11 protein-coding genes are annotated in these 12713 nt (G+C 36.2%); 1 reads left to right on the top strand and 10 read right to left on the bottom strand.

Features of this window, described 5'->3' with window-relative positions; all coding sequences use genetic code 11:
• Positions 1-11 precede the first annotated feature (11 nt).
• From Q1A73_RS16335 to Q1A73_RS16310, 6 genes are all read right to left on the bottom strand, one after another.
• The gene (locus Q1A73_RS16335) at positions 12-1064 is read right to left on the bottom strand and encodes a sugar phosphate isomerase/epimerase (protein WP_299607467.1); all 1053 of its coding nucleotides are present in this window, start codon (positions 1062-1064) and stop codon (positions 12-14) included.
• Positions 1065-1125: 61 nt separating this feature from the next.
• The gene (locus tag Q1A73_RS16330) at positions 1126-2271 is read right to left on the bottom strand and encodes a Gfo/Idh/MocA family oxidoreductase (protein ID WP_299607465.1); all 1146 of its coding nucleotides are present in this window, start codon (positions 2269-2271) and stop codon (positions 1126-1128) included.
• A 2-nt stretch (positions 2272-2273) separates the two neighbouring features.
• Positions 2274-3506: a nucleoside permease gene (locus Q1A73_RS16325; protein ID WP_299607463.1), complete on the bottom strand. Its 1233-nt coding sequence runs from the start codon at positions 3504-3506 to the stop codon at positions 2274-2276.
• Between the two features lie 21 nt (positions 3507-3527).
• Positions 3528-4514, bottom strand: a complete 987-nt coding sequence (locus Q1A73_RS16320; RefSeq protein WP_299607461.1) for a sugar phosphate isomerase/epimerase family protein — start codon at positions 4512-4514, stop codon at positions 3528-3530.
• A 25-nt stretch (positions 4515-4539) separates the two neighbouring features.
• Positions 4540-5178, bottom strand: a complete 639-nt coding sequence (locus Q1A73_RS16315; RefSeq protein WP_299607459.1) for a gluconate 2-dehydrogenase subunit 3 family protein — start codon at positions 5176-5178, stop codon at positions 4540-4542.
• Positions 5179-5188: 10 nt separating this feature from the next.
• A complete protein-coding gene (locus Q1A73_RS16310) occupies positions 5189-6880 on the bottom strand; it encodes a GMC family oxidoreductase (RefSeq protein ID WP_299607458.1) in 1692 nt (563 codons plus the stop codon).
• 335 nt (positions 6881-7215) lie between these two features.
• On the opposite strand from Q1A73_RS16310, the gene Q1A73_RS16305 reads away from it, so the two are divergent.
• The gene (locus tag Q1A73_RS16305; protein ID WP_299607456.1) at positions 7216-8106 is read left to right on the top strand and encodes a TIM barrel protein; all 891 of its coding nucleotides are present in this window, start codon (positions 7216-7218) and stop codon (positions 8104-8106) included.
• 427 nt (positions 8107-8533) lie between these two features.
• Here the strand turns inward: Q1A73_RS16305 and Q1A73_RS16300 are convergent, their stop codons facing one another.
• From Q1A73_RS16300 to Q1A73_RS16285, 4 genes are all read right to left on the bottom strand, one after another.
• A complete protein-coding gene (locus tag Q1A73_RS16300) occupies positions 8534-8887 on the bottom strand; it encodes a hypothetical protein (protein ID WP_299607455.1) in 354 nt (117 codons plus the stop codon).
• A 71-nt stretch (positions 8888-8958) separates the two neighbouring features.
• On the bottom strand, positions 8959-10500 hold the full coding sequence (locus Q1A73_RS16295; protein WP_299607454.1) for an acyl-CoA carboxylase subunit beta: 1542 nt from the start codon (positions 10498-10500) through the stop codon (positions 8959-8961).
• A gap of 2 nt (positions 10501-10502) precedes the next feature.
• Entirely contained in the window at positions 10503-11945 is a 1443-nt protein-coding gene (locus Q1A73_RS16290) for an acetyl-CoA carboxylase biotin carboxylase subunit (protein WP_299607452.1), read from the bottom strand.
• Positions 11946-11993: 48 nt separating this feature from the next.
• A complete protein-coding gene (locus Q1A73_RS16285; RefSeq protein ID WP_299607450.1) occupies positions 11994-12479 on the bottom strand; it encodes a biotin/lipoyl-containing protein in 486 nt (161 codons plus the stop codon).
• Between the last annotated feature and the right edge of the window lie 234 nt (positions 12480-12713).

Here is a 12713-nt window from a genome sequence, read left to right as displayed (position 1 = left end):
AGTTTTTTAAATTATAATCCTAGTATTTTTTTTAGTTGCTCTTTGTCAATATCAGCACCAGCAAAATCATCAAATGCCTTTTGCGTGGCTTCAATAATATGACTTTGGATAAACGGAGCACCTTCTCGGGCACCTTGTTCTGGAGATTTAATACAACATTCCCATTCCATTACCGCCCAAACATCACATCCGTATTGAGTAAGCTTAGAGAAAATAGTCTTAAAATCTATTTGTCCATCTCCTGGAGAACGATATCTTCCTGCACGATCTATCCAATCACTATATCCACCAAACGCACCTTTTTTTCCGGTGGGATTAAATTCAGAATCCTTCACATGAAAAGCTTTGATAAATTCATGATAATGATCAATATATTCGATATAATCCAATTGTTGTAACACAAAATGACTTGGATCATATAGTATGTTTACTCTTTTGTGGTTACCTGTAGCTTCTAGAAAACGTTCAAAAGTAACACCATCATGTAAATCTTCTCCTGGATGAATTTCATAACAAACATCTACGCCTTGCTCATCAAAATGATTCAAAATGGGTAGCCATCTTTTTGCTAATTCTTCAAATCCCATTTCTACCAATCCGGCAGGACGTTGTGGCCAAGGATGCATCGTATGCCATAAAAGGGAACCAGAGAAGGTGCCATGCGCACTAATTCCTAAGTGGTTACTAGCGGTTGCAGCATTTTTTACTTGAGTTATCGCCCATTCTGTACGCTTTTTAGGATTGTTTTTGCAATCATCAGGAGCAAAATTATCAAACATCAAATCATAGGCGGGATGCACTGCTACCAATTGTCCCTGCAGATGCGTAGATAATTCAGTGATTTCTAATCCGTAATCTGCAATCTTACCTTTGAGTTCATCGCAATAGGTTTGACTTTCTGCAGCAGTATCCAGATCAATAAGTCTGGTCTCCCAAGTAGGGATTTGAATACCTTTATATCCTAAATCAGAGGCCCATTTGCATAATCCATCAAGTGAGTTAAAAGGAGCTTTGTCATCCATAAATTGAGCAAGAAATACTGCAGGCCCTTTTATTGTCTTCATTGTCATAAGTTTTTAGTGGTGGTTTATATGTGTGATTGGTTAATTAAAAATTTTACTAGGATCATAATGTTACCCAAGCGGCATTATTATTACTACTTTCTACGGCAGCATAGATGAATTTCATTCCACGCACCCCATCTGCTACGGTAGGAAAATCTAATTGATCTGAAATCGAGTTTCCATTTTTAAACGCGAGGACTTCTTTGGCAAAACTTCTATAAATAGTAGCAAACCCTTCTAAATATCCTTCGGGATGTCCTGCAGGGATTCTTACATAGTCAGAAGATTCAGGATACGTTCCGTTTCCACCTGGAGTATAGATCTGTTTGGGTTGCTCTAACCATTTAACGATTAACTGATTTGGATTCTCTTGATACCATTCTACACTTCCTTTGGTACCATAAATTTTAACACTCAGATTATTTTCTTCTCCCGTTGCGATTTGAGAAAAAGAGATGATTCCTTTGGCTCCATTCTCGAAACGAACTAATATATTGCCATCATCATCTAGACTACGACCTTCGCCAAAAGCGGTTAAATCTGCCGCAAGTGCTTCAATTTTTATATCTGTGATATATTCAATCAAGTTTTCGGCATGTGTGCCGATATCACCCAAAGCACCTCCAATTCCTGATCTCTTTGGATCTACTCGCCATGCAGCTTGTTTTTGACCAGTTTTTTCTACTGAAGTAGAAAGCCAGCCTTGCAGATAGTGAGCGTTTATTTTTCGAATGGTTCCTAAGTCTCCTTTGGCGATCATAGCTTTTGCCTGTTTTACCATAGGATATCCTGTGTAATTATGAGTTAGCGCAAATATTTTTCCAGTAGATGCAACTACTTTTTCTAATTCGATAGCTTCTTCTAAAGTTAAGGACAGTGGCTTATCACAAATCACATGAAACCCATATTCTAGAGCGATTTTAGCAGGAGGGAAATGCATATGATTAGGAGTTACGATAGATACAAAATCCATTCGTTCCTCTTCAGGAAGTTTTGCCTCTTCCAGGATCATTTCTTCAAAACTGCCATACACTCGTTCATTAGGGATTCCTAGTTCTTTCCCAGAAGTAAGACTTTTTTCTTTACTAGAAGAAAATGCACCACAAACTAAATCAACCATTCCATCAATACTGGCGGCTTTCCGGTGCACATCTCCAATAAAGGATCCTGTTCCGCCACCGACCATTCCCATTTTAAGTTTAGTCATAGTTAACTTTCTTTATATTCTATTTTTTCATTTTTGAAGAAGATAGCAAATAGTAGCATTACTGCAGCTGCAAAAATTGCTGGGAATATCCAAATGCTATTCCAGTTATGTTCTCCATCTGCGATTACATTGGCATCCGTAATTTTTCCAGCTACATAAAATCCTATAAGCATTCCTAATCCATATGTCGCTAGTGTAATTAAACCTTGTGCAGCACTTTTGAACTTTTCTCCTGCTTTAGAGTCTGTATAGATTTGTCCAGATACAAAAAAGAAGTCATAACAAATACCATGTAGCGCAATTCCAACAATGAGCATAAATGCAAGTTCGCCCGAATTTCCGTAGGCAAATAATAGATATCGTACTCCCCAAGCTAACATTCCAACGATTAATGTTTTCTTGAAACCAAAACGTTTAAAGAAAAATGGTAAAAGTAACATGAACAGTACTTCGGATATTTGACCAATAGTCATTTTACCTGCAGGATTGCTAACACCAATTTCACCTAAGAATTGTCCAGCATGTTGATAATAGAATGCGAGAGGAATACAGATTAATATTGAGGCTAGGAAAAACATGAGAAAGTTTCTGTCTTTTAGCAGTTTGATTGCTTCCAACCCTAAAATGTCAGAAATAGTTACTTTCTGATCTTTTCCAACCTTTGGAGGTGTTTTGGGTAATGTAAAACTAAAAACTCCTAGAATTGCAGATGCAATTGCTGTCATTAAAAAGGTGTTTTTCAGCATTCCATTAGCTACACCTTCTGGAGAATCCCAATGAAAAACATAACTAATGACTAAACCAGCAACAATCCATCCAACGGTTCCAAATACTCTTACAAAAGAGAATTGTTTCGCCGGATCTGTCATTTGGTTAAACGATACAGAATTTACCAATGCCAATGTTGGCATATATACAATCATATATCCCAAAACATAGGGAAAGAATACCGAAAAATCAGTAGCGTTAGACATTTGATACATTAGCAATGCTCCGATGAGATGTAGTACTCCCAAAATACGTTCTGCGTTAAAAAAACGATCAGCAATAAGCCCGATAATGAAAGGAGCAATGATAGCGCCCCACGATTGTGTAGAATATGCCATCGCAATTTCACCACCACTAGTATCGAGAGAGTTAGGTAAATAGATTCCCATAGTAACAAACCAACCACCCCAGATAAAGAACTCTAAAAACATCATTAGAGATAACTGAAATTGAATAAATTTCTTCATAATTTAAGAACGATTACCTGGTTACTTAGATAGCTTTATTAATAGATCTCTGGTGGCAATGATGCCATCAATTTCGCTTAGTCGTTCTCCTTCATATTCAACCCCAATATATCCTTGATATCCTGCAGTTTTGATGATATCCATCATTTTTTTAAAGTCGATAGTCGTTTCATTTCCATCGGCGTCAAAATCATACGATTTAGCACTTACTCCTTTGGCAAATGGCATCATTTCTTCGATACCTTTATATTTTGGATATTCTTTTACGCATTTGGCACCCCATCGCGCACCGCCTTCACGTTCTAAACAAAAGTTCCCAAAATCCGGAAGTGTTCCGCAGTTTTTCATGTTCACATTTTGCATCACTTTTACTAATAAAGATGCATCAGATGATAAATAGCCATGATTTTCTACAATTACGTTGATACCCTTAGTAGCTGCATACTCCGATAATTTCTTTAATCCATCAGTTGCAACTTCAACCCATTTTTCGGGATCATTGGTGCCAAATAGATTTACTCGGATCGAATGACATCCTAAAAACTGAGCAGCATCTACCCATTTCTTATGATTTTCAACGGTTTGGTTTCTTTCTTTTTCACCAAGAACGGCTAGATCACCTTCTCCATCTACCATGATAAGTAGATTTTGCACATTGTACTGATCACTTTTATTTTTTAGCGCATTGAGAATCTCATGTAATTCCTTCTCTGGGTCACCGGCATCTTTATATAGATGCGTGTATAACTGACTTACATATTCAATACCGGTAAAACCAAGTTCTTTTGCTTTTTTTGCAAAATCCATAGGATCTAATTTTCCAGATTGGATTTCTTTATGAAGCGACCACTGGGCTAAGGATAATTCGAAGAATGGCTCTGGTTCCTTGGGTGCTTCTTGTATGGTTTCTTCTTCTTGAGTTTCGGTTACAGTAGTTTCTTTAGAGGTATTCTTGCAGGAACTAATAATAAGCATACATATAAGCCCCTTAAAGATTGTTTTGTACATAATTTTAAATTTAGTTAGGTAATAATTATAAAGCCCAGTCCTTTCCACCAGTAAGATTTTGAACAGAATCACAACCGATATATTCTCCAGGAACAGGGAGGTAGTTTAATACGTTTTCGCCAATTTCTTTTGAGGTTTTAAATCCTAAAATAGAAATATCTCTTACTGAATATAAGAAATTAAATGATATAGCCTCTTGAGATACATTTTCTATATCTTCGGGAGTATTTACTTTAGATATTTCTTCCCAATGTGCTTTTCGTGTTTCTTTAGGAAGTTTTAAGTATTTAGCTAATAAGGCATCATATTCTTCTGCGGTAACATCATCAATATTTTTTTCTTCACTAACTCCTAATTTTTTCAGGATCACACCAGCACCATATTTAAACATCTGCGTTTCTTCAGTTTCTTCGATACCGTGATTTATAAATTTATCAATAAACATAGGTATGTGTAATGCTTTCGCGCCAGGAATATCTGTTTCTGGTAAAATAAGATCCACGATGTGATCTAAGGCTTTTCCTTCATCCACAGATAATAGTTCTGGTGTCCAATCCAATATGTACTCTTTTTTACAGCTTTGCAATAGACTGAAAAGGGTGGGAGTAGCAGCAATATATCCTGCTGATAGTCCAATATTTCTTAATGCTTGTCTTCTGTTCATAATACTTAGATTAAGCGTTTTTTTGAATTTGTTCTGCGGCATGATTTGCTGCACGAGCCGTAAAAGCCATGTACGTAAGTGATGGATTTACACAACTCGCTGAGGTCATAAAAGAACCATCGGTAACATAAACATTAGGAACTGCGTGAATTTGGTTATTTCCATTAAGTACAGACGTTTTAGGATCTCTTCCCATACGAGCGGTTCCCATTTCATGAATTCCTAAACCAGGTGCTCCAATATCATCCCAAGGCTGTATATCTGTAAATCCTGCTTTAGAAAGCATATCCATTGCTTGTTGTATCATATCCTTACGCATCTCTAGCTCATTTTCTTTAAACTCGGCATCAAATGTTACGGTAGGTAATCCCCATTCGTCTAGATTATCATAATCGAGCGTCATTTTATTTTCATGATAGGGTAGACACTCACCAAATCCCATTAGTCCGAATCGCCATCCTCCAGGTTCTAATATTTTTTCTTTTAATTCGGCGCCATAACCAAGCTCAGCAATAGTTTCTTCCCAGTTGGATCTGCTAGCTCCGCCTTGATATCCATAACCTCTTTTAAAATTTTCCTGATCTGTTTCGCCACCAATGTTTCTAAAACGTGGAATGTAAATACCATTAGGTCTTCTTCCTTTATAAAACTTGTCTTTATAGCCATCATATTTTCCAATAGCTCCAGCTTTAAAATGATGGTCCATAATATTATGACCTAATTCACCAGAATCATTTCCCATTCCATTCGGAAAACGTTCTGATTTTGATTGCATTAATATACTTGCCGAAGCAATGGCTGAAGCACATAAGAAAATAACTTTTGCAGTAAATTGCATTTTCTCCTTAGTAAGTGTATCAATGACTTTTACTCCAGTAGCTTTTCCAGTTTTATCATCATAGAGTACTTGATGTACGATTGAATTGGGTCGCAAAGTCATATTACCTGTTCTTTCTGCGGCTGGTAAAGTGGATGAATTACTGCTAAAATATGCTCCAAATGGGCATCCACGCATACATCGATTACGATATTGGCAGTTCATTCTGCCTTCAAAAGTCTTGGTTCCGGTAATATGAGCGGTTCTTCCGATGGTTAGCAAGCGATCTTCATAATTTTCTGCGATATTCTTTTTTAGATGCTCTTCTACGCAGTTTAATTCCATGGGTGGCAAAAATTGACCATCTGGTAATTGTTCCAAACCTAATTTTTCTCCACTTACTCCAATAAACTCTTCTACTTTATCATACCAAGGTGCAATATCTTTATAGCGTACCGGCCAATCTACAGCAATTCCTTCTTTTTTATTTGCTTCAAAATCAAAATCACACAGTCTATAACTTTGCCTTCCCCACATGAGTGATCTTCCACCTACATGATATCCTCTAATCCAGTCAAAACGTTTAATTTCATTGTATGGATGTTTAAGATCATTTACAAAAAAGTGACGGTGTGCTTTATCAGTAACATACCCTGTTCTATGTTGTTTAGGTTGTTCGGCAATTTCTTCTCGAGAGGGTTCTCCTTTAAATTCGTAATCCCACGGATCATCATTAGCAGTGGTGTAATCGTCGATATGCGTTACCATACGACCTCTTTCTAATACGAGTGTTTTGAGACCTTTTTCACAAAGTTCTTTAGCAGCCCAGCCACCACTAATTCCTGTTCCAACGACAATAGCGTCAAATTGAGGTTCTTGTTCCATACTTTTTTGATGTTTACAGACAGTCTATACGTTACATTAAAAGATGAGAGATTGCGATCAATCTTCTCATTTTATGTTAAAATAAATTAATCCCGAATCAAGCTGATCATTGCTTGATTGAGTACGCTCTGATAGTAGTTTTTTGTTTGTCTGTTTTCTTCTTGTTCTCGAAGAAAGGTATTTTGAAAAATGAAAAATTATAGATTCATAATTCAATTTTTATTGTTTGCACAATTTTGCTTCTAATATAAGAAGTTTGTTTCTGTATTAACAATAAAATTAACAAATCATTAATTAAATTAGCTGTGTTTTATGAACTATTCAATTTTGGGGTTATGGCTAAGCTAAATAGAAGAAAAGCAATTCAGAATATGTCTTTGGGTTTTGGAGCATTGAGTATCAGTGGTTCAGCGTTTGGAAAAACGATATCACAAGATTTTTCGAGAACTTTTTCGGATAGATTAAAAGGAAATGTAAATCATGCAGTTTGCAGATGGTGTTATCAGAGCATACCATTAGAAGAATTCGCTGAAAAGTGTAAAAGCATAGGGATCAAGGCTATTGATCTTTTAAAACCGGAAGAATGGGAAGTAGTGCAAAAAAAAGGACTTTCTTGTTCTGTAGCTACGGATACATTTGCTAGTATTACAGAGGGTTTTAATGATGAGAAGAATCATGAAAAATTACAAAAGCAATATATAGAGCTTATTTCTAAAGCTTCTCATGCAGGAGTACGACAGGTGATTGTGTTTTCAGGAAATAAGAATGGGATCTCTGATGAAGAAGGATGGGAGCAATGTGCACAAGGATTAGCACCTTTGGTGAAGCATGCAGAGAAGAATAATATTACGTTAATCATGGAACTGCTAAATAGTAAGGTTGATCATGCAGATTACCAATGTGATCATACTCCTTGGGGTGTTCAATTGGTGGATAAGATAGGTTCTGATAGTTTTAAATTGTTATATGATATTTATCATATGCAAATTATGGAAGGAGATATTATTGCTACCATTAGAAAGTACAAAGAGTATATATCGCACTATCATACAGGAGGTGTGCCAGGAAGACATGAAATAAATGACTCACAAGAATTAAATTATCCTGCAATTTTGAAAGCAATTGTGGAAACTGGATTCAAGGGATATGTAGCCCAAGAATTTATCCCTACTTATGAGGATAATCTGGCAGCCCTTAAAGAGGGAATACTAATATGTGATGTATAATTTTTGATCGTACTAGAATAGATCAATCCTTAATATTTTTTTAACAAAAACAGACTCAAATGGCTAAATACCCACTTATCTATGTGGGGAGAGGGTACATATATAGGTAGGGGTTTCATGTAAGATATAATACAAAGGGGTACTTATATAGGTGGGGCATTGTTTGTAAAAGGATTATGAGGGGTACTTCCATTAGTGGGTGAGGGTACCTCAGAGCTTAGTGCAACCTAGTAAAAAGCAAAGTGACACTAAGTTTAGAGGAAAGTGAGACTTCCCTTTTAGCTTCGACCACCTTAGTAATGAGGTAGGGAGAGGGGACTTCAGAAGTAGAGGGAGGGTACTTAACAAGTACCCCTAGTTGGTGAAAAAAACTTAATATTTTAACTTTTTGAATGCAGTTTAAACCACTTCGGTTACACCTTTGTTGCTAAATGATGGTTTTTAGATCCTGAATAACATTAATATTATGGCGTAAATACGCGAAAAGAACAAATAAAATAATCATAGCTACGGTAAACCCTAATAAGTTTCCATTTTTACTACTGGATACCTTTTTGGAAGTTTTTAAATAAGCTTTGGATAATTTTTTAGTGTATTTAGAAACTAAAGCAAAAGCAGGTGCAAAAATCAATACTACGATTAGCATATCGATGAGCACCAAAAGATAGCCTTGTTCATGAATTTGTTTTTTTACAAGTTTAATAACAAATTCGTTAATCAAAGCTGCGCAAAGAACAGCGATCGCGTAGATCGCAAATTTAGTGAGTTGTCTATTATTCATGGGGCATTTTCCTATAATTACTTCATCGTAAAAATAGGAAAATGTTTGTGACTTCTCCCCAAGAAATTTATTTATAAAGGAATATTACCATGTTTTCTTTTTGGCTGATGGATCTCCTTATTTTCTAGCATGCTAAATCCTTTGATCAATTTTCTTCTGGTATTTTCAGGTAAGATCACTTCATCTACAAATCCGCGCTGTGCGGCTCTGTAGGGATTCGCAAAGGTATCTGCGTACTCAGCTTCTTTTTCTGCTAATTTTGCCGCTGGATCATCCGCAGCTTTGATTTCTTTTCTAAAGATAATTTCACTAGCTCCTTTGGCACCCATAACCGCTATTTCGGCAGTTGGCCAAGCAAAATTAAGATCTGCGCCAATGTGTTTAGAATTCATTACGTCATAAGCTCCTCCGTAGGCTTTTCTCGTAATTACGGTTACCTTAGGAACAGAAGCTTCGCTTAAGGCATATAATAATTTAGCTCCATGGACAATAATTCCATTCCATTCCTGATCAGTTCCAGGTAAAAATCCTGGAACATCCACTAGTACCAATAAAGGAATATTGAAACAATCACAGAAACGTGTAAAACGAGCAGCTTTTTTAGAACTATTTACATCTAAAACACCTGCTAAAAACATCGGTTGATTCGCCACAATACCAACACTTTTACCTCCAATTCTGGCAAAACCTACAATAATATTTTCGGCGTAGTTTTTATGAATTTCAAAGAAAGAATCTTCATCAATAATTCCACCAATCACCTCATGCATATCATAAGGCTTGTTAGGATTGTCCGGAATGATATCAGCTAGAACAGCTCTTTTCTCATCACCTAAGGTATACGGTAATGCTTTTGTTGTTTCTTTATTGTTTTGTGGTAAATAACTCAGTAACGTTTTAAGATCTTCTAAACACTGAATGTCATTAGAAGAAGTGATATGCGCTACACCAGATTTTGTAGAATGTGTGCTTGCACCTCCTAATTCTTCAGAAGTTACTTCTTCATTAGTCACTGTTTTTACTACATTAGGTCCTGTTACAAACATGTAACTAGTATCTTCTACCATTAGTGTGAAATCAGTAATTGCAGGAGAATATACGGCACCACCAGCACAAGGTCCCATAATGGCAGAGATCTGAGGAATAACACCAGAAGCTTGTACGTTTCTATGGAATATATCTGCATATCCACCCAAAGATCGTACTCCTTCCTGAATTCTAGCACCTCCAGAATCATTTAGTCCAATAATTGGCGCTCCCACGTTAACTGCTAAGTCCATAACCTTACAGATTTTCTCGGCATGTGTTTCGGATAAGGCTCCTCCAAATACGGTGAAATCTTGTGCAAAAACATAGACCAATCGTCCGTTTACAGTACCATAACCGGTAACGACACCATCACCGTAGTATATTTCATCTTGCATACCAAAATCAGTAGTTCTGTGAGTAACCAGAATACCAATTTCTTCAAAAGACCCTTCATCCAAGAAGTATGCAATACGTTCTCTGGCGGTTAATTTCTTTTTTTGGTGTTGTTTTTCGATACGTTGTTTACCACCACCAAGATGTGCCTGATCAATCTTTTCTTGTAAAACTTTTATTTTCGAGTTCATATCTAGTGTGTTGGTAATCTTAATTGTTTTTGATCTTCTTGATATTGTCGTAATGCCATCAATGCAGCAATTCTGGCTTCTTCTTGCATTTCTGTTTTCAAAGCATCCGCGGTATAATATTTCTTTACAAAATGAGTATCGAAATTTCCTGATCTAAAGGCTTCGTGTTGGCATACAAATTTTCCAAAGGATAAGGTAGTCTGCACACCTTTTACTTGATAGTGATCAATAGCTTTGATCATTAATTCGATTGCTTCTTCTCGTGTTTCTCCATAAGTGATTAATTTGGATAGCATTGGATCATAGTAAATAGGAATATCCATTCCTTCTGCGTACCCATTATCTACACGAATACCATCACCAACAGGTATTTGATAGGTTTCCAGATTTCCAACACTTGGTAAGAAATCATTCATAGGGTCTTCTGCATAGACTCTTAATTCTAATGCATGTCCTTTAATGGTTAAATCTTCCTGTTTGATGTTTAACTTTTCACCTCTGGCAACTTTGATCTGTAGTTCTACAAGATCCACTTCAGTGATCAATTCAGTAACAGGATGTTCTACTTGTAAACGTGTATTCATCTCTAAGAAGTAGAAGTTGTGCTGCTCATCCAATAAAAATTCTACTGTTCCCGCACCAACATAATCACAAGCTTTGGCTACCCTAACCGCTGCTTCCCCCATTTTAGTTCTCAATTCTGGACTTAGTACAGCAGAAGGAGCTTCTTCCACTACTTTCTGGTGTCTTCTTTGTACACTACATTCTCTTTCAAAAAAGTGTAATACATTTCCATGCGTATCCGCCATTACCTGAATCTCGATATGTCTTGGAGAACCTACATATTTTTCGATAAAAACAGAACCATCACCAAAGGCAGAAATAGCTTCACTAATAGCACGTTGCATTTGAGATTCTAAGTCTTCTTCTTTTTCTACTACACGCATTCCTTTTCCACCACCACCAGCAGAAGCTTTGATCAAAATAGGAAACCCTATTTCTCTGGCAATTTCTTTAGCTTTTTCAGGATCTGTGATCGCTTCTTCGATACCTGGTACCATAGGGATGTCATATGCTTTAACCGCTTCTTTTGCCGCTAGCTTACTTCCCATAACTTCAATCGCTTTGGACTTAGGTCCAATAAAAATGATATCATTTTTTTCTACTTCCGAAGCAAAATCAGCATTTTCACTTAAGAATCCATATCCAGGATGTATGGCATCTACGTTTAATTCTTTGGCGATTTCAATAATCTTATTACCTAATAAATAAGATTCACTAGAAGGAGCTTCACCAACACAAACGGCTTCATCTGCAAATGCCACGTGTGGTGAGTTCCTATCTATAGTAGAATAGATAGCTACCGTTTTAATCCCCATTTTGCTAGCCGTTTTCATTACCCGTATAGCAATCTCGCCTCTATTAGCGACCAATATTTTTTTCATAATCGTTTAGAACTTATGATAGGTTTATAATTAGTGTGACAAGAACTATTATTCGAACTCAATTAATAATTTTCCTTTATCTACTGCATCTCCTTTTTCGACTTCGATGGATTTAATAGTTCCTGCTCTTGGCGAAGTAATGATATTTTCCATTTTCATGGCTTCCAACACTAATAGATAGTCTTCCTCTTCAACTGTTTGTCCAACGGCTACCTGAATATCTATAATTAATCCTGGCATTGGAGATTTGATAGAATTTACTTGTTTAGAAGCACCAACAGAAAATCCCATTTCTGCAATCATCATATCTAATGAATCAGCAATGTCCACTTCATAGGTATTAGAGTTTACTTTTATGCTGTATTTTTTATTGTTGAAATCTGATTGGATGATCTCGCTATGATACGATTTGTTCTTGTCGAGAAGATGAAATTTTGAATCAGAAGTCTGGATAATATCCGTTTTGAAGACTTCTTCTTGTTCTATAGTATATTCAAAATCCTTATTTACTTTTACCTTATATGTTGCATTCATAAATAATCATTCATTTGGTGGATAAATATAGGTATTTATATTCAGCATAGGGATTTCTTGTGAAATTTTTAAAAATTGTTTCATAAAGGGTATCTTTTCTAAGAAAATGAAAAAAAGAAAGTACTGCGTATTTTAGAGAATGGGGTTGCAAAAAGGTGTCAAAAGGGTTTCATTGTGGTAGCAAATAAATTATCTTGTATTTTTGAAACTAATAAACCTTTTGTCATACACTAT

It is taken from the genome of uncultured Aquimarina sp. (assembly GCF_947492115.1).
Taxonomy (GTDB): domain Bacteria; phylum Bacteroidota; class Bacteroidia; order Flavobacteriales; family Flavobacteriaceae; genus Aquimarina.
The sequence above is the reverse complement of the archived record's forward strand: the minus strand, read 5'-3'. Positions and strand labels throughout refer to the sequence as shown.